Genomic DNA, 25,165 nt, shown 5'->3' on the forward strand with positions numbered 1-25,165 from the left:
CCGGCGACGCGAAAAGTTCCCCCTGCGACAACGACAGGGGGGAACCGAACATGAACACCGCTACCACGAACGTCACCCGCGAGCAGGAATCGCTGATCCGCGAGAACATGGCGCTGGTCGGCCACATGGTCCGGGAGATGTTGTTCAAGGTTCCGCCGCACGTGCACCGCGACGATCTGGCCTCGGCCGGCTACACCGCCCTGGTCACCGCCGCGAAGGCGTACGACGCCGGCCGGGGCATCCCGTTCGGCAAGTTCGCCGCCGCCCGGGTCCGCGGTGCCCTGCTCGACGAGCTGCGCAGCATGGACTGGGCGACCCGCTCGGTGCGGGCCCGCGCCCGCCGCGCCGACCAGGCCCGCCAGGAGCTGACCGCCAAGCTGGGCCGCACCCCGACCCCGAACGAGCTGGCCGAACTGCTCGGTGTCGGCGTCGGCGAGCTGTCAAACGTCGACGACGACGTGCAGCGCGCCGCGGTCCTGTCGTTGCAGGGCTTCGCCGCCGGCACCGCCGAGGACATGGTCACCGAGGCGTCGATGAACCCGGAGGAGATGCTGCTGCACCGCGAGCGCATCGGCTACCTGCACGACGCCATCGCGGTGCTGCCGCAGCGGCTGCGCTTCGTGGTCGAGGCGTCCTTCCTGCAGGAGCGCCCGCTGGCCGAGGTGGCCGCCGAGCTCGCCGTCACCGAGTCGCGGGTGTCGCAGCTGCGCACCGAGGCGCTGGCGCTGCTCAAGGACGGCCTGACCACGCACATGGACCAGCAGGCGACCGGCAACGCCAAGGACGGCTGCGTGGCCCGCCGCCGGGCTGTGTACGCGTCGCAGATCGCGGCCCGCAGCACCATGTCGACCCGGCTCGGCGCCACCACGGTCGAGGGCCTGAGCATGGCCGCCTGACGGCGGCCGAGGGTGGCCACCGTACGATCGGCCGGTGGTCACCCTCACCGACATCCGCGACGCCGCCAAACGTATCGAGGGCGCCGCGCACCGCACGCCGGTGATCCGTTCGCGCACGCTGGACGCGCTGGTCGGCGCGCAGGTCTTCATCAAGGCGGAAAACCTTCAGCGGGTCGGCGCGTTCAAGTTCCGCGGCGCGTACAACGCGATCGCCAAGCTGCCGGCCGACCAGCTGGCCCGGGGCGTGGCGGCGTATTCGTCGGGCAACCACGCGCAGGCGGTCGCGCTGGCCGCCCGCGAGCTGGGCAGCACCGCGGTGCTGGTGATGCCGGCCGACGCGCCGCCGGCCAAGCTGGCGGCGGTGGCCGGTTACGGCGCCGAGATCGTCACGTATGACCGCTACCGCGACGACCGCGAGGCCATCGGCCGTGAGCTGGCCGCCGCCCGCGGGCTCGCGCTGATCCCGCCGTACGAGCACCCCGACGTGATCGCCGGCCAGGGCACCGCCGCGCTGGAACTGCTCGACGAGGTGGGCGGCCTGGACGCGCTGATCGTCCCGGTGGGCGGCGGCGGGCTGATCGCCGGCAGCGCCACCGCCGCGAAGGCCCTCCAGCCGGAGATCCGGGTGGTCGGCGTCGAACCGTCCGCCGGCGACGACACCAAGCGCTCCCTGGCGGCCGGTGAGCGGGTGCGCATCCCGGTGCCCCGCTCGATCGCCGACGCCACCTCGGCCGACATCCCCGGCGAGCTGACCTTCTCGATCAACAGGCATCTGGTCGACGAGATCCTGCTGGTCACCGACGACGAGATCCGCGACGGGCTGCGCTTCACGGTGGACCGGCTCAAGCTGGTCGCCGAGCCGAGCGGCGTGTCCGGCCTGGCCGCGCTGCTGGCCGGCCACCTGCGCCCGGTGCCGTCCCGGGTCGGTGTGATCCTGTCGGGCGGCAACGTCGGCGCGGCCCGGCTGGCCGCGTTACTCGCCTAGCACCTTCGCCTCGACCGCCGGGTCGAGGCCCACCGCCGGCCGGTCTGGCCGCTGCGGCGCCTCGCCGGGCAGCGACTGCAGCCACGCCCAGGTGTCGGCGATCGTCTCGCGGACCGGGCGGCAGCGCAGGCCCGCGGCCAGGGTGTCGGTGACGTCGCCGCCGTGCAGGAAGTCGTGCAGTTCGCCGGGCGGCAGCCAGATCGGCAGGTCGGTCCACGGTTCGATGCCGGCCGCGGCGATCGTCTCGGGGTCGGTCCAGCGCAGTTCGGCCCGGCCACCGGTCACCTCGGCGGCGGTCTCGAGCAGCTCGCCCATCGTGGTGTGGCCGGATTCGCTGATCACGTTGAACGGCCCGGTGGTGCCGGCCGCGGCGCTGTCGAGCAGGAAGTTGGCCAGGTCGCGGGCGTCCACGTACTGCAGCGGCAGGTCGCGCGGGCCGGGCGCCAGGGTGGGCCCGCCGCGGGCCAGCCGGTTGAGCCACCAGGGCAGGCGGCCGATGTTCTCGTGCGGGCCGAGGATCAGCCCGGCGCGGGCCAGCAGCACCGGCCCGCCGAACTCTTCGGTGGCCAGTTCGCCGCGCAGCTTGTCCCCGGCGTACCCGGCTTCTTCCGCGTCGACCAGCCTGGTCGGGTCGTCGAGACGGAAAACCGACCGGGTCGACACGTACCCGTAATGCCCGGCACGCCCCTTGAGCAGGCGAGCCGTACGCTCGACCGCCTCCGCGGCTCCGGACCACGTGTCGACCACCGCGTCCCAGGTGCCCGGCAGCGATTCGAGGGTCAGCCGGTCGCCGGTCACCGACGTCACCCCGGCCGGCGCCGGATGACGGCCCCGGTTGAACACCGTTACCTCGGCGCCGCGCCGTACCGCTTCGACCGCGGTGGCCCGGCCCACGAACTCTGTCCCGCCCAGAATCAACAGCCTCATGACCACCGACTCTGACCGAGCGTGCTCCCAAAGAGAAGGCTTTACTGCTGTTGGCAGAACCGGGTCAGCGCCTCCACCACCAGCGCGTGATCGTCGGCCTGCGGCAGCCCCGACACGGTCACCACCGCCACGATCCCGGCGCCGTCCACCCGGATCGGGAACGCGCCGCCGTGTGCCGCATACCGGGCCGGGTCAACTCCCATGGACGCGTCCAGCTCCTCGCCGTTGGCCGCCAGCCGTTGGCCGACCAGGTACGACGAGGCCCCGTACCGCTGCACCACCCGGACCTTCCGCTTGATCCACTCGTCGTTGTCGGCGGTGCTGCCGGCCAGCCCGGCGTGGAACAGCTGTTGCCCGCCGCGGCGGATGTCGATGGCCACCGGCAGCGCCCGTTCGGTGGCCAGCTCGACCAGCAGGCAGCCCAGCCGCCACGCCTCGTCGTGCCCGAACCGCTGCCACACCAGCTCGCGTTCCTGCTGTTCCAGTTGTTTGAGAAGATCGCTCATCCCAGCATTATCGGCGGCGGTGGCGCTGCAGCCAGATGCCGATCGCCGCGCCCGCGATGAAGATCATCACTGAGCACAAGAACAACTTGGCGACCATGCGCGCCTCCCGATTCGCTAGGGTCGTAACTCGTGCGCCTGGCCACCTTCAACCTGCTGCACGGGCGGTCTCTGTCCGACGGCACGGTACACGCCGACCGGGTCAGCGCCGCCATCGCCGACCTGGACGCCGACGTGCTCGGCCTCCAGGAGGTCGACCGCGCCCAGCCCCGCAGTGGCCTGCTCGACCTCACCGCACTCGCGGCCGAGGCCCTGCACGCGCCCACCCACCGGTTCGCCGCCGCGGTGGTCGGCACGCCGGGGGAGACCTGGCAGCCGTGGCGCAGCGACGACGACAACGCCCACCCCCTGTACGGTATCGCCCTGGTCAGCCGCTATCCGGTGCTGCGCTGGCAGATCACCGCGCTGCCCGGCGCCCCGATCCGCTCGCCGGTCTACACCGGCGACGAGGGCATCCGGCTGCTCAAGGACGAACCCCGGGTGCTGCTGGCGGCGGTGCTGGAGGGCCCGGACGGCCCACTGACGGTGGCCACCACCCACCTGTCCTTCGTGCCCGGCTGGAACCTGCGGCAACTGCGGCACGTCGTCCGGGCGCTGCGCGCGCTGCCGATCCCGCGGATCCTGCTCGGCGACCTGAACATGCCGGCCGGCCCGATCCGCGCCCTGACCGGCTGGCGCTCCCTGGGCCGCGCGCCCACCTTTCCCAGCCCGTCGCCGCGCGCCCAGCTCGACCACATCCTGGCCGACCCGCGGGGCGCCCGGCAGCTGGGCCGGGTGGTGCAGGTGTGCACCCCGTACGCGCCCGTGTCCGACCACCGGCCGCTCGTCGTGCAGCTAGACCGCGGGGCGTAGGAAGACGTCCTCCAGGCCGTCCTCGGGGTCCCACTGCTCGCCGATCTTCTTGAAGCCGAGCCCCGCGATCACCGCCCGCGACCCCACGTTGTCCGGCCGGATGCTGGCCCGCACCGCGGTCACCGCCGGGTCGGCGTCGGCCCGCGCCAGCAGCGACTTCAGCATGGCCCTGGCGTAGCCGCGCCGCCGGTGCAGCGGGTCCACCGAGTACGCGACCTCGACCACCCCGTGCTCGTCCGGCGGCCCGTGGAACCCGCCGTGCCCGACCACCACGCCGTCCGGCTCGGCGATCGCCGCCCGGGCGACCCAGTCTGCGCTCGACGGGTCCTGCTGGATCTGCTCGAGCCGCACCCGCCACAGCCAGCTCTCGTCCACGAGGTACTGGCTGAGCTCCACGCCCGCGGCCGCGCTGGCGGCTGGCAGATCACCCGCAATCAGGGCAGACAGGGTAGCGGGGGAGAGCTTCACGAAACGGATCTCCGGCACGTCACGCATGATCACACAGCGTGGTGATCGCCGCCACCATTCAATGGTGTACAACCTAGTTGCGCACTACTGTTCGGCGTATGGCGGCCACCACCGGACTCGAACACATGATCTGTTTCGAGCTGTATGCGACCAGCCGCGCCATCACCGCCCGGTACCGCCCGTTCCTCGACGAGGCCGGTCTCACCTACCCGCAATACCTGGTCCTGTGCGTGCTGTGGCACCGCGGCCCGGTCACCGTCCGCGACCTCGGCCACGCCCTGCACCTCGACAGCGGCACCCTCTCACCGCTGCTCAAACGCCTCGAATCGCACGGCCACCTACGTCGCGAGCGCGGCACCGCCGACGAACGCACCGTCGTGGTTCACCCCACCGAGTCCGCCCAGGTCCTGCGCCTCCAACTGGCCGACCTGCCCCGCCAGGTGGCCCAGGAAGCGGCCCAGGGTGCCGGCCTGACCCTCGACGAACTACGCCAGCTGCACCACCTGCTGCAACGCGTCACACCCGCCTGAAAGGACCAGCATGCCCGCCATCTACACCGCTTCGGCCACTGCAACCGGCGACGGCCGCAACGGCCACGTCCGCTCCTCCGACGGTGTCATCGAGCTCGACCTCGCCGTCCCCACGGAGATGGGCGGCCCCGGCGGCGCACTGTCCAATCCCGAGCAACTCTTCGCCGCCGGCTACGCGGCCTGTTTCCACAGCGCACTCAAGGTGGCCGCCCGCGGCGCCAAGCTCACCCTCACCGACACGGCCGTCACGGTCGACGTCGGCGTGGGCCGCAGCGACCGGGGCGGCTTCGGCCTCACGGTCACCATCGAGGCCGAGATCGCCGGCGTCGACGAGCCCACCGCCCGCCGGCTCCTCGACGCGGCCCATCAGCTCTGCCCGTACTCGAACGCCATCCGGGGCAACGTCGAGGTCAAAATCAACATCTAGAGGTACGCGCTTACGCTGGCGGCTGTGCCCATCCAGGTGATCGTGCTCAACGGAGCCTCCAGTTCCGGAAAATCCGGCATCGCCCGCTGCCTGCAGGCTGTCCTGCCCGACCCGTGGCTGTCCACCGGCGTGGACCGTCTGATCGAGTCCATGCCGGCCGCCATGCAGTCGACCGTCGCCGGCATAACGTTCACCCCCGACGGCGGTGTCGAGGTGGGCGAGTCCTTCGACCGCCTGCAGTGCGCATGGATGGAGGGCGTAGCCGCCACCGCCCGCGCCGGCGCCAAGCTGATCATCGACGACGTCTTCCTCGGCGGGGCACACACCCAGCAGCGCTGGCGCCGGGTCCTGGACGGTCTGGACGTCCTGTGGGTGGGCGTCCAGTGCGACCCGGACGCGGCGACGGCTCGCGAGGTGGCCCGCGGCGACCGGGTCCCCGGGATGGCCGCCACCCAGGCCGGGGTCGTCCACGAGGGCGTCGACTACGACCTCACGGTGGACACCACCCACACCGAGGCGCTGACCTGCGCCAGGACCATAGCCGCCGGACTGCGCTAGATCGTGCGGTGTGCTGCCGCGCCCGGCCGCCCCGCCGTCTTGCCATCCTGCCGTCCTGCCGGACATTTCCGACTTTCCGGGTTTGTGATGGAGGACGGAGATCGAAGGGCTCGATCCGGCGGTCAGTTCTGGGACCACCAGCGGGCCAGGTTGCTGGTGGCCGGGTCGTCGGAGTCGGCGAGTTCGGCCCACGGGTCGACGCCCGGTGCCAGTTCGGCGGCCGCGTACTCGGCCAGTTCTCCGGGTTGGACCGGGTCGAGTTCGGCCTGTTCGACGGCGGCCGCGATGTCGGCGAGGCCGAGGCTGCCGGAGTCGATCCAGGGAAACCCGTCGACCGGTTCCGGCAACTGCCCGACGTCAACCGCCGCCGGAAAGACGTCCACCGCCGAGTCCGGGTCCGCGGACAGGTCGAGCGCCGCGGCGGAGTAGTCCGGCGGCACAGACTCGTCGTGGTCAGTCGCGTCGTGTCCGGTCGCGTGGGGCTCAGCGCTGTCCTCGCCCCACGCGCCGTGCCCGGTCGGGCCGGATCCGGTCGGGCCCGATTCGGCGGTGTCCCCACCCGTCGCCAACCCGTCGGCCGCGTCGCCGCCCCCTTCGCCGGACAAATCCGAAAAATCGGTAATGCCGCGGTGGGGGGAGGCATGCAGATCGGCCGCGTCGAAGTCGGCCGCCTCGAAGTCCGACGCACCGAAATCCGGCGCTCCGAGGTCTGCCGCTCCGAGGTCTGCCGCTGCGAGGTCTGCCGCTGCGAGGTCCGACGCTCCGAGGTCTGCCGGGTTCTCGTAGGGCAGTTCTTCCTCGTAGGGGAAATGGTCGTGGTGATCCGTCATCGGTTCTCCTCGTGGTGGGGTGCGGGCGTCAGGGCCCGCGCCCGGATCAGCACGTCGTCCACCTGGCGCAGCCGTTGCCGGCAGCTGTCCAGTTCGGCCTGGGCCGCGGCCCGGCGCTTGGCCCGGCCGGCCGCGTCCTCGGCGGCGGCCGCGTCGATCTCCGCTATGTGGGCGTCCAGGTCGCGCAGGCGCCGCTCGATCGCGTCGTCGACCGCGACCGACAGCGCGTACTGCAGGTCGGTGAAGCGGTTGGCGATCTCGTCGGCCAGCGCGGCGCGCGCCTCGCCGAGCACGTCGCGCAGCCAGATCCGGGCCTGCTGCCGGTCGGTCTGCACCCGGCGCCGCCACAGGACGTAACCGCCGGCGGCCAGGCCCAAACCGATTCCGGCCATCGGGACCAGCACGCTGCCCATCGCGAACGCCGACGCGCCCAGGACGGCGCCGCGGCCGGCCACGAACGCGATACCGCCGGCGGACAGCGCGATCAGCAGGTTGTCACCGGAGCCGTCGCGCGGCGGCGCCGCCGCGAGGGCGTGCCGCAGTGTCGCGTTGAGCCGGCTCAGCATCGCGGCCCGCTCGCCTTCGTCGAACACCGAGGCCAGCACCTTCTCGCCGACCTGCTGGAAGGTCGTCTCCAGGCGCTGCGACAGCTCCGCGGCGACCGCCTGCAGTTCGGCGTCGACCGCGTCCGGCAGCTTGGACAGCGCTTCGCCGCGGCCGGTGTCGATGCGAGCGCTGAAGTCCTGCTGCACCTGCGAGATCCGGGTCCGGAGCTGGCCCACCGTCTCGACCCTGGCCCGCTGGGTCTCGGTGCTCAGCAGCAGCGTCCACTGCCGGGACTCGGTGCGTTTGCGGGCGGCGAGCGCGGCCCGTTCGGCCCGGACCTGGGCGGTGCGGGCCGGGTCGGCCTCGGCGGCCTGCACCCGGCCGCCGGCGGCGGTGACCAGCCGGGACAGTTCACCGCGGGCGGCCCGCAGCACGTTGGCCAGTTGCAGCTGGTGGCCGCGGCCGGCCAGGTCGATTAGGGCGTGCTGGAGTTCGGCGATCCTGGACGCGTCGACCAGTGCCGCCTGTTCGCCGGCGGGCGCCTGCACGGCGAGTTCGGCGAGCGTGGCCGACACCGGGAACCAGGGCGCCTCGGCGAACCGGGGGGCGTGCGCGGCGAGCAGGGCCCGGTTGTCGTCGGCGATGTGCCGCCAGCCCGGGTACGCGTCGATCTTGGTGAGCGCGAACACGACGGCGTCGACGCGCTCGCTGGCGGCGACCAGGAACGTGAGCTCCGGCTCGGACAGCGGCGCGGACGCGTCGGCCACAAACAGCAGCGCCGTTGCCTTGTCGACCGCGGCCAGGGCGACGGTGGCGTGCGCCGGGTCGAGACCGCCGACGCCGGGGGTGTCCAGGAGGCTCAGGTATTGCAGCAGCGGCGCCGGGTGACTCACCTCGATGCGGCGGGCTTTCCATTCCGGGTTTGCTCTGGGGTTTTCCGCCGCGGGTAGGCTCTGCTCGCCGGTGGCCCAGCGGCGCAGGTCGTCCACGTCGATCGGGTCGGCCGAGCCGGGCAGCCAGGCCCGCGCCCCGGCCGGCCCGGGCACGAACTGCAGGTATGTCGCGGTGGCCACGGCCGCGTCCACCGGCGACAGGCCGGGCACTCCGAGCAGGGCGTTGATCAGTGAACTCTTGCCGCGCTTGGTTTCGCCGACCACCACCACCGAGGGCCGGGTCAGCTCGCGGCGGCGCAGTTCGGCCAGCTCGGCGGCGGCGTCCGGGTCGGTGGTGCGCAGGTACGCGAGCGCGTCGCGGACCGCGGTGTCCAGCGCTCTGGTCTGATCCGCGGTCACGGCCGCACCTGCTGGGCGAGCAGATGGAAGCCCCGGTGCGCGACCTGCGCGACCCGGGACTGTGCCGGTCCGGCGCCGGCCACCGCGTACACCCGCCACCGATTGGCCGCGGCCACCGCGGCGGCCGCCAGTTCGTCGCCGCCGGCGTGCGGCAGCCGCAGGATCCAGCGCGGGTCGTCGGAGGTCGCCAGCCGGGTCAGCTCCTGCTCCCACTCGGCCGGCAGCGGAACGGTGCCGGTGGCCACCCGCAGCGCCGCGTCGAGCAGCCGCAGCCGGTGGTAGGCGGGGTCGCGCAGCAGGCGCTCGACGCCGTCCCGGAGGCGTTCGCGGTCTGTGGTCTCGCGGGTGTGCCCGGCCAGCCGCTCGAGCCGGCCCAGCGCCCAGCCCGCCTTGATCGCGTCGGCGCGCCAGCGGAACGCCTCCTCCAGCGTGTGCCGCAGCCGCGGGAAGCCGGACGCCGCGACCAGCCGTTGCACCAGCTCGCCGGTGCTCAGCTGCGGCTCGGCGGCGTACTGGGCCAGCGCGAACCCGATGCCGTACAGGTCCAGCAGGGCGAGCAGGCGTTCCCGCTGCTCCGGCGGCACCGGGGCGGGCCGGCTGCGGAACAGGTCGACCGAGACGAGCAGCAGCCGCAGGTCAGCGGCCGGCAGCGTGGCCAGCCGGCGGAGCGCGGCGGCGTCGGCGGCGGTGAGCCGGCCGGCCTCCGCGGTCTCGGCCAGCAGCCCGACCACCGGCACCACGTCGGAGACGGTGCGGGCGAGCAGGCCGGCCTGCTGTCCGGCGAGCGGCCCGGCCACCGGCCACGGGTCGCCGACCCCGCCGACCAGGGTGTCGACCTTGCCGAGCACGCCGAGCGCGTTGATCGGGCTGGACGCCAGCCGCGCCGAGGCGTCCCGGAACGCGTCCAGGGCCTGCACGTCGTCGGCCCGGACCGCCTGGGTGAACACGTACACGACGGCCTCGGCGGCGGCCACCTCGGAGGCCGAGTCGGCGTCGATGTCCGCGTCGAACGGTGCCGTGGAGGTGCCGACGACCTCCTCGGCGCGGGCGCTGACCCGGGCGTCGGTCGACGCCAGCCCCGGCGTGTCCACCACCGTGAGCTCGCGCAACTTCTCACTGGTCAGGGTCACATCCACGTACGCGACCCGCCCGGCCGGCACCCCGAGGCGTTGCGGGATCATGCCGTCGTCGTCCAGCGGCAGGCTGCGCCGTTCGCCGTCGCGGCACACCACGTCGACCCGGTCGGCCGGCCCGTACCGGAACCGGGTGACCACGCGCGTGCATTCACCCACCGCCGTGGGTGCCACCCGGCGCCCGATCAGGGCGTTGACGAGTGTCGACTTTCCGGCTTTCAGCCGCCCCGCGATCGCTACGCGTAACGGCTCGGACAGGCGGTTGCTGATCTGTCTGACCTGGCCACCGGCCTCCGGGCTGAGCCGGCCCGCGATCTCGTCACACAGCGTCGCTACGCTGGCGCTCAGTGGGCCGCTCACGACGACTCGTCAGCCGTGCACACTGTCAGCGACAATGGCTGCACCACGGCCGTCGTCACCTCGACCCTCCCAGCTCAGGGCGGGCCGGGTGCCCGCCGCAGACAGCCTACGGACCGCGGTGCGGCACGGGATCCCGTGTTCGTGCCAGCCAGTGACAACGGGGAGGGGAGCGGTGGCCGCAGATCACGACCTGGCCGCCTCCGCCGCTGCGCTGCTGCACCGCCCCGCCCTGATCGTGCTGGCCGGCCCGCCCGGTTGCGGCCGCACCACGCTGCTGCGCCGCATCACCGCCGCGGTTCCCGGCCCGGTGCTGTCCGGCGGCGGCCTGGCCATGCTGCAGACCGTGCCCGCGCTGGCCCTGTCCCGCGCGGTCCGCGCCCGGCTGCCCGCCCACGATGTGCACCTGCTCGCCGAGGCCGTCCGGTCCCGGGTCCGCGGTGGCCTGCTGGTGCTCGACGACCTCCACTACGCCGACGCCGCGACCCTGGCCGCGCTGCCGCACCTGGCCGCGCACTGCCGGGTCCTGGTGTCGATCCGCACCCCGCACCGGCTGCCCGCCGCGACCTCCGCCGCGCTGCACCAGGCCGCGACGGAGTGGCTGACGGTGCCGCCACTGAGCCGCGACGCCGGGCTCGAGCTGGCCCGGCGCACCGCCGGTCAGCTCGACGAGGCCGTGCTGTCCGCCGTCTGCGACCGGGCCGGCGGCAACCCCTTGGCGATCACCGCGCTGGCCCGGCAGGCTGCCGCCGGTCGCGCTCCCGGCGGGTCCGGCATCGATCAGGTGGCGTACGCGATAGCCACCGCGCTGGCCGACCTGCCGCGCCCGGCCCGTACGGCGCTGGCCGCCCTGGGCCTGCTGGGCCGGCCCGCGCCCGTTCCGCTGCTCGGCACCGGCGCCGCCGACCTGCTGGCCACCGGCCTGGTCGTCCCGGACGTCTCCGGACACCTGCTGCCGGTGTCGACCTACCTGGCCGAGACCGCCGCCGGCCTGCTCGACCCGGCCGCCCGCACCGAGTTGCACACCCGCCTGGCCGACCTGACCCCGCCCGCCGAGGCGGCCCGCCACCTGGCCGCGGCCGGCGACCTGGCCGGCGCCCACCGCCGCGCCCTGACCGCCGCCGACCAGGCCACCGGCGGCGAACGCGCGGCCCTGCTGCTGTTCGCCTGCGACCTGGACACCCCGGTCGACCCCCGGGTGCGGCTGGCCGCGGCCGACGCGGCCCTGGCCGCGGGCCGTCCCGCGGCGGCGGCCCGGGTGCTGACCACCGGCAAGCCGCTGGGCGTGGAGGCCGACGTGCTGCGCGGCGAGGCCCTGCTGCAGGCCGGCCATCCCGCCGCCGCCCGGGCCGCGGTGTCCCCGGTGCCGGACGCGTCACCCCCGACCGTGCTGGCGGCCCGCGACCGGGTGTTGCTGCTCGCCGAGCTGGCCACCGACCCGGCCGGCGCCCAGGACCTGGCCGGCAAGATCGCGGCCCGCTACCCCAGCCCGACCCCCGGCGTCGCGGCCGCCCTGGCCGCGGTGCACGCGCAGCACCGCACGCCCGGCTGGGACGCCGCCCTGGAGGCGGCCGCCACCGCCGGGGGTGACCCGCTGATCGCCCGCTGGAGCGCGTGGCTGCTGGTGGAGCAGCTGGTTGCCGACGGCCGGCTGACCGAGGCGGCACGGGCGGCGCGGCGGGCGGCCCGCGACTGCGCCGAAGATCTGGCGTACGGCTGGCAGACCCGGTTCGCCGCGGCGGCGGACTGGGCGCTGGCGTTGCACGGCTCCGGCCTCACCCACGCCGGCCGCGCGGAGTCCACGCCCGACCCCCTCGCCGCCCCGGGGCCGATGGATGCCGTCCCACCCCCGATCGCGGGCGACGGTGCGCGGACCGGACATCCGGCAGGCCCCACCCGCGGCACCGGCACGGAGCTGCACCCCGATCTTCCGGGGCGGCACTCGATCGTGGACCAGAGCTTGATCGGGGTCGATGGCGGGTATCGGGGTCCGGTGGGAAGCGACTTGGCGGGCTCGTCCGGGGACCTTTCGGCGTCCGGGGAGCGGCCGGCTCCCAGCCGGGCCGGCAGCCGCGTGAGCGCGGGACCACCCACCCGGCCGGGCGTGCGCCACGGGGCGGCCCCGGCTCCGGTCGACGACGCCGACCTCGTACATCTTCGAAGTTTGAATTTGACTGATCGGGCAGTTCCGGACGAAGCTCGCGGATACGCCATTGCGGCCAGCGCGCTCGTCGAGGCGGACACCGGGCTTTTGGGTGCAGCGCGGGCGCGGCTAGAATCGGCGCCTCAGCACCCGGCGGCGGACTGGGTGGCGCGGGAGACGGCGTGGCTCGACGGTCAACCCGATCGGGCGGCGCGCGCGCCGCAGCAGGAGCCGGCGGGACTGCTGTCGGGGCTGCATGCGATCACGGCCCGGTGGGCGGCGCATGATCTCGGTGCGCCGGGGACGCCGCCGATCCCGGGTGGGTTGCCGGCTGCGGCGCGGCGGACGTTGACGGCGTGGGCGACCGGGACCGGGTTCGCGGCGGCGGCCGACGGGTGGCGTGCGGTGGCGCTACGGGAACAGGTACGGTGCCTGCTGGCGGCGGGACTGACCGATATCGATCCTGGGCGGGCGGTGGCGGCGCTGCTGGATGCGGAGCGGCTGGCGGACGACGCGGGGCTGACCGTGCTGGCCGGGCGGGCCCGTCGCGGGCTGCGCCGGCACAACGTGCACCGCGACACCCGCAGCCCACGCTCGGGGTCGCAGCTGACCAATCGGGAGATCGACGTGTTGCGGCTGGTCGCGGCCGGTGAACCCACCCGGCGCATCGCCGGGCAGCTGGGCATCTCGGCCGAAACGGTCGACACCCACATCCGCGCCGGCATGCGCAAGCTCGGCGCCCGGACCCGCACCGAAGCCGCCGCCCTCGCCTTCGCCGCACCCACCCGTCCCGACACGTCTGACATCAAGGATGGCCGGTGACCAGACAGCCCGACTCCCCTCGCCACATCGTCGCGACGCCCGGCGACGCCGACACCGTGCTGCGGCGCCTGATCCGCGACGGCTGGGTGGCCCGCGACGGGTTCGCGCTGCCGGATCCGGCATGGGACGTCACCGGCAGCCGGCTGGTGCTGCACGGGCGGGTCACCGACACCGAGTCGCTGCAGCTGGCGGTGCTGGCCGCGGCGCGGGGTGCCGGCATCGTGGCGATCTGCGACGCCGAGTCGACGCTGGGCCGGGCGCTGGTCGACGACCTGTCCCGGCTGGGCACGGTCCGGCAGGGTTCCCAGCCGGAGCCGGCCGACGGCGGCAACGCGGTGGCCGACCTGGTGCCCGAGCAGCGCGCCCTGCTCGACCGGCTGGCCGCGGGCGACACGATCGCGGCGGCCGCGGCGGCGGAGTTCCTGTCGCTGCGCACCGCGAACCGGCGCATCGCCGAGGCCCGGGCCCTGTTCGGCGTGCGCACCACCCGGGAGGCGGTCCTGGCGTATCTGCGGCAGCGCGGCCCGCAGGCGTGAGACTGCTGCTGGTCCGGCACGCCATGCCGGCGGCCGACCCGGGGGTGCCGCCGCAGCGGTGGCGGTTGAGCGCCGCCGGGGTCGAGGCCGCCGCGCGGCTGCGGCTTCCGCCGCACGCCCACCTCGTCGCGAGCGACGAGCCCAAGGCCGCCGAGACGGTCCGGCTGGCCGCGGGCGTCACGCACGTGGTGGGTGACGCTGACTTCGCCGAGGTACGCCGGCAGGAGCCGTGGGACGACGGCTACCGGGAGCGGCGCCGTGCGTACGTGTCCGGTTCGGACCATGCCGGCTGGGAGCCGCGCGCGTCCGTCGCGGCCCGCTTCGACAGGGCCGTCGCCCGGCACGCCTGGCCGGACCGGCCGCTCGTGGTCGGCACCCACGGGATGGCGATGACCTGCTGGCTGGCGTCGCGCGGCCTGCTCGACGGCCCGGCCGGTGACTTCTGGCAGGCGCTGGCCTTCCCGGACCTCGTCGACGTCGAGTGGGCACCGTGACCGCCGGGACCTGGCCGCGGGTGGCCCGCCTCGACGCGCCGCGGGTGCTGGCCCGGATCGCCGAGATCACCGGGGTGCGGCTCGTCCTGGAGGGCCCGTGCCCGGGTGGTGAGGTGGGTGCGGCCTATGTGCGCTGGCCGGACGGCCGGCGGTCGGTGCTGACGGCGGGCCGCACCCGGTCCGGGGTGTTCGTGGACCGGGCCCGGTCGGCCGGGGTCCCGACGGCCCGCCACGAGCTGACCGCGCACGTGGACGGCGTGCGGGTGATCGTGCAGGAACGGCTGCCCGGTGTGCCGCCGCAGCCCGTCACGGCCGGTGTCGTCCGGCAGATGCTGGCCGTGAACGACAAACTCGCGTCGGCACTGGACACGGGTTTGGGCCCGGAGACCCCGCCGCGGCCCGTCCCGCTCCACCTGACCGGCGACGGCCCCGGGTTCTGCCTGCACGCGCCGCTCGCCGAGCACAGCGACCGCACCCGCCGGCTGCTGGCGCGCATCCACGAGACCGGCGCCTCCGCGGGCCACCAGATGATCGGCGACGACCTGGTCCACATGGACTTCCACCCCGGCAACGTCCTGGTCGCCGGCGGCCGCCTCACCGGCGTGATCGACTGGGACGGCGCGGTCCGCGGCGACCGGTTCTTCGACCTGGTCACGTTGCGCTTCACGCTGGCCGGGACGGCGCCCGACCTGGTGCCGCTGGTCGACGAACGCCTGGACCTGCTCGAGCCCCGCCGCCGCGCCGCGTACTGGGCGCACATGTCGTTGCGCATGGTCGACTGGGCGATCCGCCACCACGACGCCGGGGCCGTGCAGCGGTGGCTGTCGGTCGCGGAGTCCGGCCCGTGATCACGGTGGTCGGCGCCGGGGTGGTCGGCGCGTCGGTGGCCTACCACCTGGCCCTGGCCGGCGCGGCGGTGACGCTGGTCGACCGGCAGCCGCAGGCCGGGCGCGGGGTGACGGGCGGCTCGTTCGGCTGGATCGGCGACGAGCCCGGCGACGCGTGGCCGGGTGGCGCTGCCGATCTGCGCCCGCTCGTTCGGGATGACTACCGGCGGCTGGAGGCCACGGTCCCCGGGTTCGCGGTGCGGTGGTGCGGGTCGCTGCGCTGGCCCGGCTCGGCGCTCACCCCGGCGCACATCACCCCGGCGCAGATCACCCGGCTCGAGCAGCACCTGGTGGCCGTGCCCGCGTCGGCCGACTTCACGCCCGGTGACGGCGCGGTGGATCCGGTGGGCCTGACGGCCGCGCTGGTGTCGGCGGCGGAGTCGCTGGGCGCGCGGGTGTCGCTGAGGTCCACGTTCGCCCCGCCGGCGGGCAGCGTGGTGCTGGCGGCCGGCACCGGGGTGACCGCGTTGAGTGCCCGGCTGGGCGCGCCGGTCGTCGTTCCGGCTTCGCCGGCTTTGCTGGTACGGGTGGCCGGCCCGCCCGGCGCGATCCGGACCATAGCGGTGGGCCCGGACTTCGAAGCCCGCGAACTCGCGGACGGTTCCGTGCTGATGGCGGTGACGTTGGACGCCACCGCCGAACCTTCCCTCTCCCGCGCCGCGCCGCGCCACCATCCCGGCCCTCGTGAGCCGTGGTTTCTCGCCGAACTCGCGGTGCGGCGCCTGCGCACCACCTTCGAGGGAGATTTCCGGCTTGTCGGATGGCAGGTCAGTGAGCGTCCCATGCCGGCCGGCGGACCGGTGATCGGTCCCCTGACGCCGGACGTGTACGTGGCCGTCATGCACTCCGGCGTGACCCTGGCGCCGACCGTGGGCCGCCTGGTCGCGGAGGAACTGGTCAGCGGCCGGCCGGCGCCGGAACTCGCGCGCTGCCGCCCGCCGCAGCCGTAGCTGCCGGGCCGACCCCGGATACGCGAGATACCGGGTCAGGCCGCTGTTACGCGCGGCCGCCGGTCAGCCGGGGCACCGGCCAGGTGGGATCCGGGCGGAAGCCGGTGTGGGTGCCGTCGAATGGGAAGTCTGCGGCCTCGATGGCCCTGATGAGTTGCTCGCCGGTGGACCGGATCGTCCGGGCCGTGGCCTTGTCGAAGTAGAGCGGGTGGCCGATGCGGCGATCGAATTCGTCGGCGTCCTTCCACTCCCACCGGCGTTGCGGCGTGACGACGATGTCCAGAACGTGGTCCGTGGTCCGCACCTCGTCGTGGTGGCGGGTGTAGGGCTCCTCCAGATTGAGGTACCAGCCGGCGAAGACGCCCCTGCGCCCAGGTGCACCACTGCCCGCGCAGGTACCGGCGGGTGACGACCTGCCCGGGTTCGAACCGCACCGCGGCAGCGTAGCCGAACTCGCGGTCAGTCCCGGACGCGATGCCATCCCGGGGCGAGCGTGGCCAGGCGTTCCACCGAGATGCAGGAGGTCAGGCAGCGTTCCTTGGCGTTGCCGAGCAGTTGGGCGGTCCAGTCGGTGAAGCCGCCGTCGCCCAGTTCGGTGTCGGCGCCGGTCAGGCGCAGTGCCAGGTCGCGGTAGTAGCCGCGGCCCCGGTCGCGGTCCGGCTCCTCGACGGCGCCGGTCGTGGCGGCGCGCAGCGCGGGGCGGTCGAAGAGGGTGAACCGGACCCGGCCGCCGGGCACGCCGGTGAGGACGCGCTGCCAGTAGTCGAGGTGGTGGCGCAGCAGCTTGGTCTCGGTGTCGGCGCCGCCGGTGGCGCGGGCGCTGGACACCAGGGAGAACAGCCGGAAGTGCGCGCCCATCCCCGGGCCGAACCGCTGGGCCCGCAGCAGCCGGTGCGCGGCCGCCAGGTGGACCTCGCCGGTGGCGGGCTGGCGGGAGCGGCGGTCGGCGGCCTCGACGGCCAGCGCGTTGGTGCTGTCGCTGACGACCTCGGCGGTGCGCATCGTGGTGACGATCCGGTTCTGGCTGCCGGGGGCGACGGCGGCGCAGGTGCCGAGCGGGGTGACCGGGGAGAGTTCGACGCCGTCGAACGTGGCGGGCAGCAGGTGCCACAGCCGGGACTCGACGGCGGCCAGCACGCGGGGGTCGGCGGCGGACGGGCGCACGAGGCGGTCGGCACGCCAGCGCCGGAGCAGCTCCGGTGGGCGTACCCTCTCTGCCCGGTCCCGAGCCACCGCAAGCAGTAACGTTTGCAGCTGCGTGCCCGGCAGCCCGGCCATGGCGGCACGGGTGCCCTCGGGCATCCGCGCCCACACGTGGTGCTCGGCGTCGCCTGTCACGATCGTCACCCTGCCCGGACGGGCCGCCGCGGTCCACCGAATTCGTTACCACGCCCCGGGCTGGTGCGGCCGTGCGATCATGTCCGACTGATGGAGAACAAGTCGCTGCCGGTGCCGCTGATGTGGCGGCTCATGCTGGCGCTGTCCCGGCTCGTCGTGTTCCCGCTGTGCCGCCTGCGGGTGTCCGGGCAGATACCCGGGCAGCTGCGCGGCCGTGCCGTGATCCTGGCCGCAAATCACGTCAGCCCGTTCGACCCGATCGTGATGACCGCGGCCTGCCACAAGGCCGGTGTCGCCCCGCGGTTCCTGGCCACCGGCGGCATCTTCGACGCCCCGATCGCCGGCGCCGCGATGCGCGCGGCCGGTCACATCCGGGTCGACCGCAACACCACCCATGTGGCCGACGCCCTGCCCGCCGCCGCCGAGGCACTGCGCGACGGGGCGATGGTTTTGATCTACCCGGAGGGCCGCATCGGCCTGGACCCGTGGATGTGGCCGGAGCGCGGCAAGACCGGCGTGGCCCGGCTCGCCGCGATGTCCGGCGCGCCCGTCCTGCCGGTGGCGCAGTGGGGTGCGCACGCCGTCTTCCCGTACGACACCCCCAAGAACCTGCTGCGCTCCACCCTGCGCGCGATGCGCCGGCGCCCGGTCGTGCAGGTCCGCTTCGGCGACGCCCCGGTCGGCCTGCCGGCGGCGACCGGAAACACCGGCGCCCAGGCCATGAAGGCCACCCGCCTCATCATGGACGGCATCGACGAGACCCTGATCCACCTGCGTGCCGGCGAGATGGAAACCCCGCACGTCGTCGACACCACCCGCACGCCGGACTACTCCCGCGTGCGCCCGCGACCCGACCGGGCCACCCATCCCTGACCGCCGGGTTTATACTCGACCTCAGAGCTTATTTGAGGGGAACGCGTGGACCTGACAACCGTGGCAGCCCTGCTGCTCGACATGGACGGCACCCTCGTCGACTCCGACGCCGCCGTCGAACGCGCCTGGCACACCTGGGCGGCCGAACACGGCGTCGACCCGGCCGCCGCCCTCGCGATCGCCCACGGCGCCCCCGCCGCCGACACCGTGCGCCGCCTGCTGCCCGGCCTCGACGAACCCGCCGGCACCACCGCCGCCCTGCGCCAGCTCGAGCTGCAGTACGACGACCTCGCCGACGTGACCGCCACCCCCGGCGCCACCGACCTGATCGCCGCCCTCACCCGCCTCGGCCTGCCCTGGGCCGTCGTCACCAGCGCCGACACCCGCCTCGCCAAGGCCCGCTTAGCCGCCGCCGGCATCGACCCGCCGGTGCTGGTCACCACCGACGACATCACCGCCGGCAAACCCAGCCCCGAGGGCTACCTGCGCGCCGCCGAACTCCTCGGCACCCCACCCGCCCGCTGCCTGGTCGTCGAGGACGCCGAGGTCGGCATCCGCGCCGGCCACGCCGCCGGGGCCGCCACCGCCGGCCTCAAGGGCGTGGCCGCCGACCTCCCCATCGGCGACCTCGGCCAGCTGGCCACCCTGCTGCTGGCCGCCCGCGCCTGACCCCAGACCCGGCTGGCCCGATTCACCCGGCCCGGCCCGCTCCGGCCGGCCCGGCCGGAGCGGCCTCAGTGCGCGTCGCCCAACTCCGCCAACCGCGCCTCCACCTCCGCGAGCTCGGCCCGCAACCGCTGTGCCTGCTGCTCCGCCTCGGCCCGCTCGGCCGCCAGGATGTGCTCCACCGCCTCCTGCACGCCCGGCATGTCCACCAGCGACACCATCCGCAGCGCCTCCGCCGGGCGGATCACATAGGGTTTCGCCAGCACCTTGGCACCCTGGTTGGCGGCGATCGTCCACTCGCCCTCGCCGTAGGCCAGCGTCACCGTCAACGACGGCGCCGGCTTCGATTTCGCCGACCGGGACGCCGCCTTACGCGGCGCGGAAGCCGTCACGTCGTCTCCACCCTTCCGTGGCGCGGGCGCGCTCACCACACCATCCTCCCTGCCCGCCGCCTCCCTGCCCGCCGCCGGTGCCGGTGGCGGCGCCACGCTGGCCTTCTTGACCGGCACCGGCTTGTCGATCACGAACTCCGGCATTGGTGGCGCCGGTGGCTCCGGTTTCGGCTCGGCCGCCGGAACCGCCTTACGGGCCGCCACCCCGCGCGGCGCCACCCGCAGATCAGTGGGGGAGAAGGGCAACTCGTCGCGCCCGAACCGCACCACCACCCACTCGTCGGACACCGCCGGATCGTCCAGCGACACCACCTGGCCGATCTGCCCTGAGATCTGCCCCGCCGCCTCGGTGAACTGCACCCGCGGCTTACGTCCGGCAGCCAACCCGTCCCGGATTGCCGCCAGCTCGTCCGTGCTCAAACCACGGGCCACCATCACACCCTCCATCAAGATTCGAACGCCTGTATCAATCTTTCTACCAGGGGGCACCGACAACTTCGCCGACCACCACCCCGGCGAGTCCGGTCACCACGCCTGTGCTCACTGCGGTGGGCGCCCCGTCACGCAATATTCCCGGCCGGCCGGATCCTGCAACGTCGTCCACTCACCGGGCACCCGCCGCACCACCACAGCACCCAGCGCCACCTGCCGGTCCACCTCGAGGTCCACATCGTCACAGGCAAAATCCAGGTGTACGCCCGCCACGCCCGGCCCGGTCCGCTGCAGCAGGAACCGCACCGGCAACCCGGCCACCCGCTCCAGCACCTCGAACTCCGGCAGATCCGACGGGCGCCGCACGAACCCGGTCAACTCCGTCCAGAAAGCCGCCTCCCGCTCGAACCGGTCCACCGGCACGTCCAGGCACAGCTGGTCCACCCCACTCGACTGACCGCCCGGCCACCGCACCGGACCCGGCACCGCGTGCTCCCCATGCCACGTGACCAGGCAGAACACGACACCGGCAGGGGAGCGGAGCACCACGAGACCGTCCTGGTCGCGTACCACCTCAGCACCGAGACCCACCGCCGTGCCGGCGGCGGCAGACACCCCGGCCACATGGAGATCAAAGTGGGCACGCGGCGGGCCAGATCCGATCAGCTGTACGCGGAGATAAGCGTCCCCCGTGCCCGGCACCAGCGTCGCGAACGTGCCACCGTCGCGCCGCGCGGACAGCGTCGTCCCCGTCGCCGCCAGCCAGAACGGCTCCGCGGCCGCCGAGGGGGAGTCGAGGAACCCAGTGATCCAGCGTACAAACATGACCCCGACCGTAGGCGACCCACCGAAAAATGTCGGAGCCCCCGACTAACCTCCCCGCCATGCCCACCTCACCGCCCCACGCCGCGCTCCGCATACGGCACCTGAGTGCACGCGACACCTTGCTTCGGCATGGCCGCTCAACCCACCGGACCAGGGGAGAGGCCGAGGTAGAACACGTCCTTGTCAGAGCCACCGCGCCCCGGAGGGACGGGAAGCGCACACCGGCGTTCGCGAGACCAAGATGGGACACGACATGGGCCACGGCACCCGCGCAGAGTTGCTCGGCCATCTAGCTGAGGCGGTCGGGGCCGTCACCGCCACACATCCGACGCGGGTTGCCATCGACGGGCCGCCCGCCGCCGGCAAGACCACCCTCGCCGACGAACTCGCCGTCACCCTGCGCGCACAGGGCCGCGACGTCATCCGGGCGACGATCGACCACTTCCTCTTCCCCCGCGCACAGCGCTATCCGCGCGGCGAATACTCGGCCGAAGGCTGTTACTTCGACACCCACGACTACGACTCGCTGAACCGGATCCTGCTCGATCCGCTCGGCCCGAACGGAGATCGAAGCTTCCAGCACGCGGCCTACGACCACACCACGGACACAGCGATGTCCCCGCCGGTCGGCACCGCCCGCGCCGACGCCGTCCTGCTCTTCGACGGCGTCTTCCTCATGCGGCCGGAACTGGTTGAACGGTGGGACCTCCGTGTCTTCGTATCGGTTGCGCTCGAGAGGACCGTGGATCGTGCCGTGATCCGGGCACGCCAGGTGTCATCTCAGGCCGACGTCGAACGACGGTGGCGCGAGCGTTACATCCCCGCCCAGCAGTTGTACTTCGCGACCGTCCGCCCTGCCGATCACGCCGACATCATCGTGCACAACGACGAACCAGAGCGGCCGGCCTGGGACGACCGCTGTGCTGGCCGTTGCCATGGGTGAACATCTGGTTCCGCTGAGCGCCGAGAGATCGACGCTGCTGCGCCCGCTTCATCGATCAGATCCCGGGTCGATAATTTACATTATGTCAACTAGAAGCGCCGGGAGGAGGTGGTGCTTGCGGAGGAAGCGATGAGCCGGCGTTTAGCGGTCGCTGGGAACGCCACTCCCGCCAGAACGCTGCGGTCGCGTTTCGGACCGTGCTGCTAGCCACGCGGGTCGGGTGCGAACCGTGTGACGGCGCCTTGGGTCTTGCCGCGGACCGGCCCCGACGGGCGTCGGGAGCACGGCGACCGGGTGTCGTCGTGCTGGGCGCGCGCTGGGCGGCCGAGCTGTTAGTGCCGAGCTGTTAGTGCCGAGCTGTTAGTAAGGAACCCGCGCCGCCGCGGTGGTTCTGCGCCTGGTGGGTGCCGCGCCACGCTGGAGTGGTCCCGGCCGCTTGGTGATCTCTACGGCGGGGCGCTCGGCTCTGGGCTAGCTTCCGCGCACGGTCTGTCGGCAGCTGCTCTTGCTTCTCGTCGGTGAACTGGGAACGGACACCAGCTGCTATAAATGCCTAGATGCTGCATAATATACCTTATGCATGACGAACGAGACATTACGGCTGAGGGGCTTGTCGAGGAGTTTTTGGCTGCTCGGGCTACGCGTAAGCCTTCGGTGCATACGTTGCAGGCCTATCGGCGGGATCTTCGGGCTGTGCTGGGACTCGTCGACGGTGAAAGGGTTACTCTCGGTGACCTCTCCCCTCGTTTGCTGCGGTCGGCGTTTGCCCGGTTTGCGGCGGAGCGGTCGCCGGCTTCGGTGGCTCGGGCCTGGTCGTCGTGGAATGCGTTCTTCACGTTTCTGGTGACTGAGCAGGTGGTTGCGGGTAATCCGATGTCGGCGGTGGACAAACCCCGGCTGCCCGCGCACTCCCCCAAGCCGCTGCGTGGTGAGGACACGCCGGAGCAGCTTCTCGAGAGGGTCAGCCAGGTCGACGACCGGCAGCGGGATCCGTGGCCGGAGCGGGACGTCGCCGTGCTGGCGCTGGCGTTGTGTGCGGGGCTTCGGCTGTCCGAACTGCTTGCTCTGCGTATCGGGTCGGTCCTGGGGCGGCCGGGTGAGCGGCGGGTCGAGGTGGCGGGTAAGGGCGGGCGGCCGCGGACGGTGCCGATCGAGCCGGAGCTGGACCGGGTGGTGGAGCGGTACCTGGATTCGCGGCGGGTCCGGTTCGGGCGGGCCGAGGCGGCCTCTCTCCTGCTGGTGGACCGGCGCGGGCAGCCGCTGCGGCGCGGTGGGCTGCAGTATCTGGTGGAGTCCTGTTACCGGCGCGCGGGGATTGTGGACCGGGTTCCGCGGGGTGCGCAGCTGCACGCGTTGCGGCACACGTTCGCTACGCGGCTGGCCGAGGACGGGGCCAACGCTTCCGAGATCATGCGGTTGCTGGGGCACGCGTCGCTGACCACGTCGCAGGGTTACATCGAGGTGACGGCCGAGCAGCAGCGGGCGGCCGTGCGGGCCAATCGCACCAACCGGGCGCTGCGCGACCTTTGAGGTACGGGCGATCTTTGAGGTTTGGCTGGGTTGGCTCGATCCGTTACTCTCCTGCGCTGTGCGGGCAAACCGCCCGGTGTTCGCAGGGGGTCAGCCGGCGTGGCCGCAGATGAGATTTCGCAGGTGGAGCCCGCTCGCAGTACGCGTCGTGAGCGGACCGGGTGGTATTTCTACGATTGGGCCAACTCCGCCTTTTCCACCACGGTTCTGACCGTTTTTCTCGGGCCGTTCCTGACCACTGTCACCGAGGTGGCGGCGGGTTGTGAGCTCGGGGCGGACGAGTGCAACGGGCGGGTTTATCCGCTGGGGATCGAAGTCGCGGCGGGGTCCTATTACCCGTACGTGGTCTCGTTGTCGGTTTTCCTCACGGTTTTTGTGCTGCCGGTGATGGGGGCCATTGCGGACCGGACGCCGCGGAAGAAGGTGTTGCTGGCGTGCACGGCTTTCCTGGCGTCGGCGGCGACGATGGGGTTCGTGTTCGTCACCGGGGACCGGTATCTGCTGGGTGGGGCGCTGTTCCTGGTCGCGAACATTTCGGGTGGCGCGTCGATTGTGGTTTACAACTCGTTCCTTCCGCAGCTGGCGGGGCCGGACGAGCGGGACAAGGTGTCGAGCCGCGGGTGGGCGCTGGGGTATCTGGGTGGCGGGTTGCTGCTGGCGTTCAACCTGGTGGCGGTGACGATTCTGTCGATCGATGACGATCCGCAGCGGACGATGGATCTGGCGCGGTGGTGCATCGTGAGCGCGGGTGTGTGGTGGGCGCTGTTCACGCTCATTCCGTTGAGGTTCCTGCGGGAGCATCCGGGGGCGGCGTCGACCGAGCGGCGGGGAAATGTGCTGACGGACGGTTTCCGGCAGCTGGGGCACACGATCAGGGGCATTCGGGCGTACCCTCTGACCTTGTTTTTTCTTCTTGCCTATCTGATCTACAACGACGGTATCCAGACCGTGATCGCGCTGGCGAGTCAGTACGGGACCGAGGAGTTGAAGCTCGGGCAGTCGACGCTGATCATCACGATTCTGCTGGTGCAGTTCCTGGCTTTCGGCGGGGCGTTGCTGCTGGGGGCGATGGCGGCGCGGATCGGTGCGCGGAAGACGGTGTTGTTCAGCCTGGCGTTGTGGCTGGGTGTGGTGGTCACGGCGTATTGGCTGCCGGAGGGTGAGCCGTTGCCGTTCATGCTGCTGGGTGCGGCGATCGGTCTGGTGCTGGGCGGCAGTCAGGCGTTGAGCCGGAGCCTGTTCTCGCAGCTGATCCCGGCGGGCAAGGAGGGCGAGTACTACGGCTTCTACGAGATCAGCGACAAGGGTACGAGCTGGCTGGGTCCGCTGGCGTTCGGGCTGGTGTTCCAGCTGACCAACAGTTACCGGGTGGGCATCGTGTCGCTGGTGTTCTTCTTCCTGGTGGGTGGCATCCTGCTGGCGCTGGTGCCGATCCGCCGGGCGATCGTGGCGGCCGGGAACACACCTCCGCGGGTGGTCTGATCGTTGTCCGCTGCGATGGACATCCGGATCGACCACGGGTCGCCGACGCCGCCCTATGAGCAGGTGCGGCTGAGGATCGCCGAGCTGGCGGCGGCGGGGCTGCTGCCGGCGGGGACGAAGCTGCCGCCGGTGCGGGTGTTGGCGGCGGATCTGGGTCTGGCGGTGAACACGGTGGCGCGGGCCTACAAGGAGCTGGAGGCGGCCGGCCTGGTGGAGACGCGGGGGCGGCTGGGCACGGTGGTCACGTCGCGGGCGGCGGGGACGTCGTCGCAGGCCCAGCGGGCGGCCGCGGCCTATGCGGAGCAGACCCGGGCGCTGGGGGTGGCTCCGGAGACGGCGCTGGCGCTGGTGCGGGCGGCGCTGGGTCTATAGGAGTTTCGAATTCCGTTGCTCCGGCCCGCGAGAATGGTTCTGTGACGACGGCGTACACCGATCTGCGGGCGCGAGCCGCGGCGGATGACTTGGTGCTGGGTTTGGTGTTGTTCGGG

The 25,165-nt window shown here is 73.0% G+C and carries 27 protein-coding genes; 17 read left to right on the top strand and 10 right to left on the bottom strand.

The features are described from left to right. Window positions 1-50: 50 nt before the first annotated feature. Both Ari01nite_RS31040 and Ari01nite_RS31045 read left to right on the top strand, forming a co-directional pair. Window positions 51-896: a sigma-70 family RNA polymerase sigma factor gene (locus Ari01nite_RS31040; protein WP_203785770.1), complete on the top strand. Its 846-nt coding sequence runs from the start codon at window positions 51-53 to the stop codon at window positions 894-896. 34 nt (window positions 897-930) lie between these two features. Beyond that, the gene (locus Ari01nite_RS31045; RefSeq protein ID WP_203785771.1) at window positions 931-1,881 is read left to right on the top strand and encodes a pyridoxal-phosphate dependent enzyme; all 951 of its coding nucleotides are present in this window, start codon (window positions 931-933) and stop codon (window positions 1,879-1,881) included. On the opposite strand, the gene Ari01nite_RS31050 is transcribed toward Ari01nite_RS31045, so the two are convergent. Next, the gene (locus Ari01nite_RS31050) at window positions 1,870-2,808 is read right to left on the bottom strand and encodes a Rossmann-fold NAD(P)-binding domain-containing protein (RefSeq protein ID WP_203785772.1); all 939 of its coding nucleotides are present in this window, start codon (window positions 2,806-2,808) and stop codon (window positions 1,870-1,872) included. The genes Ari01nite_RS31045 and Ari01nite_RS31050 overlap by 12 nt on opposite strands. 41 nt (window positions 2,809-2,849) lie before the next feature. Continuing rightward, the gene (locus Ari01nite_RS31055) at window positions 2,850-3,314 is read right to left on the bottom strand and encodes a heme-degrading domain-containing protein (RefSeq protein ID WP_203785773.1); all 465 of its coding nucleotides are present in this window, start codon (window positions 3,312-3,314) and stop codon (window positions 2,850-2,852) included. Window positions 3,315-3,443: 129 nt separating this feature from the next. Here Ari01nite_RS31055 and Ari01nite_RS31060 point away from each other — a divergent pair, with 129 nt between their 5' ends. Continuing rightward, a complete protein-coding gene (locus tag Ari01nite_RS31060) occupies window positions 3,444-4,223 on the top strand; it encodes an endonuclease/exonuclease/phosphatase family protein (RefSeq protein ID WP_203785774.1) in 780 nt (259 codons plus the stop codon). Here Ari01nite_RS31060 and Ari01nite_RS31065 read toward each other — a convergent pair. Continuing rightward, window positions 4,206-4,718, bottom strand: coding sequence for a GNAT family N-acetyltransferase (locus Ari01nite_RS31065; protein ID WP_239163179.1), 513 nt, complete (start codon window positions 4,716-4,718; stop codon window positions 4,206-4,208). The two genes, Ari01nite_RS31060 and Ari01nite_RS31065, sit on opposite strands and share 18 nt — an antisense overlap. Before the next feature lie 71 nt (window positions 4,719-4,789). Here Ari01nite_RS31065 and Ari01nite_RS31070 point away from each other — a divergent pair, with 71 nt between their 5' ends. The 3 genes from Ari01nite_RS31070 to cpt are packed head-to-tail and all read left to right on the top strand — an operon-like array spanning window position 4,790 to window position 6,206. Beyond that, window positions 4,790-5,221 (top strand): MarR family winged helix-turn-helix transcriptional regulator, encoded by a 432-nt coding sequence (locus tag Ari01nite_RS31070; RefSeq protein WP_203785775.1) that lies wholly within the window; start codon window positions 4,790-4,792, stop codon window positions 5,219-5,221. Between the two features lie 10 nt (window positions 5,222-5,231). After that, the gene (locus tag Ari01nite_RS31075; RefSeq protein WP_203785776.1) at window positions 5,232-5,648 is read left to right on the top strand and encodes an organic hydroperoxide resistance protein; all 417 of its coding nucleotides are present in this window, start codon (window positions 5,232-5,234) and stop codon (window positions 5,646-5,648) included. Window positions 5,649-5,672: 24 nt separating this feature from the next. Next, complete coding sequence (cpt, locus tag Ari01nite_RS31080; protein ID WP_203785777.1) at window positions 5,673-6,206, top strand: chloramphenicol phosphotransferase CPT; 534 nt, start codon at window positions 5,673-5,675, stop codon at window positions 6,204-6,206. 122 nt (window positions 6,207-6,328) lie between these two features. Here cpt and Ari01nite_RS31085 read toward each other — a convergent pair whose 3' ends face one another. Genes Ari01nite_RS31085 through Ari01nite_RS31095 form a run of 3 tightly spaced genes read right to left on the bottom strand, consistent with a single transcriptional unit; the run spans window position 6,329 to window position 10,367 of the window. After that, entirely contained in the window at window positions 6,329-7,036 is a 708-nt protein-coding gene (locus tag Ari01nite_RS31085; protein WP_203785778.1) for a hypothetical protein, read from the bottom strand. Then, the gene (locus Ari01nite_RS31090) at window positions 7,033-8,874 is read right to left on the bottom strand and encodes a dynamin family protein (RefSeq protein ID WP_203785779.1); all 1,842 of its coding nucleotides are present in this window, start codon (window positions 8,872-8,874) and stop codon (window positions 7,033-7,035) included. Before Ari01nite_RS31090 ends, Ari01nite_RS31085 begins: the two co-directional genes overlap by 4 nt. Next, complete coding sequence (locus Ari01nite_RS31095) at window positions 8,871-10,367, bottom strand: dynamin family protein (protein ID WP_203785780.1); 1,497 nt, start codon at window positions 10,365-10,367, stop codon at window positions 8,871-8,873. The genes Ari01nite_RS31090 and Ari01nite_RS31095 overlap by 4 nt, the downstream gene beginning before the upstream one ends. A gap of 172 nt (window positions 10,368-10,539) precedes the next feature. Between Ari01nite_RS31095 and Ari01nite_RS31100 the strand changes: the two genes are divergently transcribed. From Ari01nite_RS31100 to Ari01nite_RS31120, 5 genes are read left to right on the top strand one after another with little or no spacing between them, the layout of a single operon-like run. After that, entirely contained in the window at window positions 10,540-13,329 is a 2,790-nt protein-coding gene (locus Ari01nite_RS31100) for a LuxR C-terminal-related transcriptional regulator (protein WP_239163180.1), read from the top strand. After that, window positions 13,326-13,865 carry a LuxR family transcriptional regulator gene (locus Ari01nite_RS31105; protein ID WP_203785782.1) on the top strand — a complete coding sequence of 180 codons (540 nt, stop codon included), beginning with the start codon at window positions 13,326-13,328 and terminating at the stop codon, window positions 13,863-13,865. Before Ari01nite_RS31100 ends, Ari01nite_RS31105 begins: the two co-directional genes overlap by 4 nt. After that, window positions 13,862-14,359, top strand: a complete 498-nt coding sequence (locus Ari01nite_RS31110; protein WP_203785783.1) for a histidine phosphatase family protein — start codon at window positions 13,862-13,864, stop codon at window positions 14,357-14,359. The genes Ari01nite_RS31105 and Ari01nite_RS31110 overlap by 4 nt, the downstream gene beginning before the upstream one ends. Beyond that, window positions 14,356-15,207 carry a phosphotransferase gene (locus Ari01nite_RS31115; RefSeq protein ID WP_203785784.1) on the top strand — a complete coding sequence of 284 codons (852 nt, stop codon included), beginning with the start codon at window positions 14,356-14,358 and terminating at the stop codon, window positions 15,205-15,207. The genes Ari01nite_RS31110 and Ari01nite_RS31115 overlap by 4 nt, the downstream gene beginning before the upstream one ends. Next, on the top strand, window positions 15,204-16,196 hold the full coding sequence (locus Ari01nite_RS31120; protein ID WP_203785785.1) for an NAD(P)/FAD-dependent oxidoreductase: 993 nt from the start codon (window positions 15,204-15,206) through the stop codon (window positions 16,194-16,196). The genes Ari01nite_RS31115 and Ari01nite_RS31120 overlap by 4 nt, the downstream gene beginning before the upstream one ends. Window positions 16,197-16,242: 46 nt before the next feature. Here Ari01nite_RS31120 and Ari01nite_RS31125 read toward each other — a convergent pair whose 3' ends face one another. Both Ari01nite_RS31125 and Ari01nite_RS31130 read right to left on the bottom strand, forming a co-directional pair. After that, window positions 16,243-16,677, bottom strand: a complete 435-nt coding sequence (locus Ari01nite_RS31125) for a ribonuclease FAU-1 family protein (RefSeq protein ID WP_203785786.1) — start codon at window positions 16,675-16,677, stop codon at window positions 16,243-16,245. Further along, a complete protein-coding gene (locus Ari01nite_RS31130; protein ID WP_239163181.1) occupies window positions 16,656-17,534 on the bottom strand; it encodes a hypothetical protein in 879 nt (292 codons plus the stop codon). The genes Ari01nite_RS31125 and Ari01nite_RS31130 overlap by 22 nt, the downstream gene beginning before the upstream one ends. 90 nt (window positions 17,535-17,624) lie before the next feature. Here Ari01nite_RS31130 and Ari01nite_RS31135 point away from each other — a divergent pair, with 90 nt between their 5' ends. Continuing rightward, entirely contained in the window at window positions 17,625-18,407 is a 783-nt protein-coding gene (locus Ari01nite_RS31135; protein WP_239163182.1) for a lysophospholipid acyltransferase family protein, read from the top strand. 45 nt (window positions 18,408-18,452) lie between these two features. Then, window positions 18,453-19,076 carry an HAD-IA family hydrolase gene (locus Ari01nite_RS31140; protein ID WP_203785787.1) on the top strand — a complete coding sequence of 208 codons (624 nt, stop codon included), beginning with the start codon at window positions 18,453-18,455 and terminating at the stop codon, window positions 19,074-19,076. Window positions 19,077-19,141: 65 nt separating this feature from the next. Here the strand turns inward: Ari01nite_RS31140 and Ari01nite_RS31145 are convergent, their stop codons facing one another. Further along, on the bottom strand, window positions 19,142-19,900 hold the full coding sequence (locus Ari01nite_RS31145; protein WP_203785788.1) for a hypothetical protein: 759 nt from the start codon (window positions 19,898-19,900) through the stop codon (window positions 19,142-19,144). A 105-nt stretch (window positions 19,901-20,005) separates the two neighbouring features. After that, window positions 20,006-20,722, bottom strand: a complete 717-nt coding sequence (locus tag Ari01nite_RS31150) for a VOC family protein (protein ID WP_203785789.1) — start codon at window positions 20,720-20,722, stop codon at window positions 20,006-20,008. 253 nt (window positions 20,723-20,975) lie between these two features. On the opposite strand from Ari01nite_RS31150, the gene Ari01nite_RS31155 reads away from it, so the two are divergent. The 4 genes from Ari01nite_RS31155 (at window position 20,976) to Ari01nite_RS31170 (ending at window position 25,049) form a co-directional block, all read left to right on the top strand. Next, on the top strand, window positions 20,976-21,665 hold the full coding sequence (locus Ari01nite_RS31155) for a cytidylate kinase family protein (RefSeq protein ID WP_203785790.1): 690 nt from the start codon (window positions 20,976-20,978) through the stop codon (window positions 21,663-21,665). Window positions 21,666-22,241: 576 nt separating this feature from the next. Further along, window positions 22,242-23,195, top strand: a complete 954-nt coding sequence (locus Ari01nite_RS31160; RefSeq protein WP_203785791.1) for a tyrosine-type recombinase/integrase — start codon at window positions 22,242-22,244, stop codon at window positions 23,193-23,195. Between the two features lie 99 nt (window positions 23,196-23,294). Next, the gene (locus tag Ari01nite_RS31165) at window positions 23,295-24,677 is read left to right on the top strand and encodes an MFS transporter (RefSeq protein WP_203785792.1); all 1,383 of its coding nucleotides are present in this window, start codon (window positions 23,295-23,297) and stop codon (window positions 24,675-24,677) included. Between the two features lie 15 nt (window positions 24,678-24,692). Continuing rightward, the gene (locus tag Ari01nite_RS31170) at window positions 24,693-25,049 is read left to right on the top strand and encodes a GntR family transcriptional regulator (protein WP_203785866.1); all 357 of its coding nucleotides are present in this window, start codon (window positions 24,693-24,695) and stop codon (window positions 25,047-25,049) included. Window positions 25,050-25,165: the final 116 nt, after the last annotated feature.

The organism is Paractinoplanes rishiriensis (assembly GCF_016862375.1).
GTDB lineage: Bacteria > Actinomycetota > Actinomycetes > Mycobacteriales > Micromonosporaceae > Actinoplanes > Actinoplanes rishiriensis.

Coding starts and splice junctions, on each gene's coding strand:
- Ari01nite_RS31125 (WP_203785786.1), bottom strand. CDS start 16,677: ATGGCATCGCGTCCGGGACTGACCGCGAGTTCGGCTACGCTGCCGCGG.
- Ari01nite_RS31170 (WP_203785866.1), top strand. CDS start 24,693: ATGGACATCCGGATCGACCACGGGTCGCCGACGCCGCCCTATGAGCAG.
- Ari01nite_RS31085 (WP_203785778.1), bottom strand. CDS start 7,036: ATGACGGATCACCACGACCATTTCCCCTACGAGGAAGAACTGCCCTAC.
- Ari01nite_RS31155 (WP_203785790.1), top strand. CDS start 20,976: ATGGGCCACGGCACCCGCGCAGAGTTGCTCGGCCATCTAGCTGAGGCG.
- Ari01nite_RS31075 (WP_203785776.1), top strand. CDS start 5,232: ATGCCCGCCATCTACACCGCTTCGGCCACTGCAACCGGCGACGGCCGC.
- Ari01nite_RS31050 (WP_203785772.1), bottom strand. CDS start 2,808: ATGAGGCTGTTGATTCTGGGCGGGACAGAGTTCGTGGGCCGGGCCACC.
- Ari01nite_RS31150 (WP_203785789.1), bottom strand. CDS start 20,722: ATGTTTGTACGCTGGATCACTGGGTTCCTCGACTCCCCCTCGGCGGCC.
- Ari01nite_RS31160 (WP_203785791.1), top strand. CDS start 22,242: ATGCATGACGAACGAGACATTACGGCTGAGGGGCTTGTCGAGGAGTTT.
- Ari01nite_RS31065 (WP_239163179.1), bottom strand. CDS start 4,718: ATGCGTGACGTGCCGGAGATCCGTTTCGTGAAGCTCTCCCCCGCTACC.
- Ari01nite_RS31070 (WP_203785775.1), top strand. CDS start 4,790: ATGGCGGCCACCACCGGACTCGAACACATGATCTGTTTCGAGCTGTAT.
- Ari01nite_RS31145 (WP_203785788.1), bottom strand. CDS start 19,900: ATGGTGGCCCGTGGTTTGAGCACGGACGAGCTGGCGGCAATCCGGGAC.
- Ari01nite_RS31055 (WP_203785773.1), bottom strand. CDS start 3,314: ATGAGCGATCTTCTCAAACAACTGGAACAGCAGGAACGCGAGCTGGTG.
- Ari01nite_RS31040 (WP_203785770.1), top strand. CDS start 51: ATGAACACCGCTACCACGAACGTCACCCGCGAGCAGGAATCGCTGATC.
- Ari01nite_RS31135 (WP_239163182.1), top strand. CDS start 17,625: ATGGAGAACAAGTCGCTGCCGGTGCCGCTGATGTGGCGGCTCATGCTG.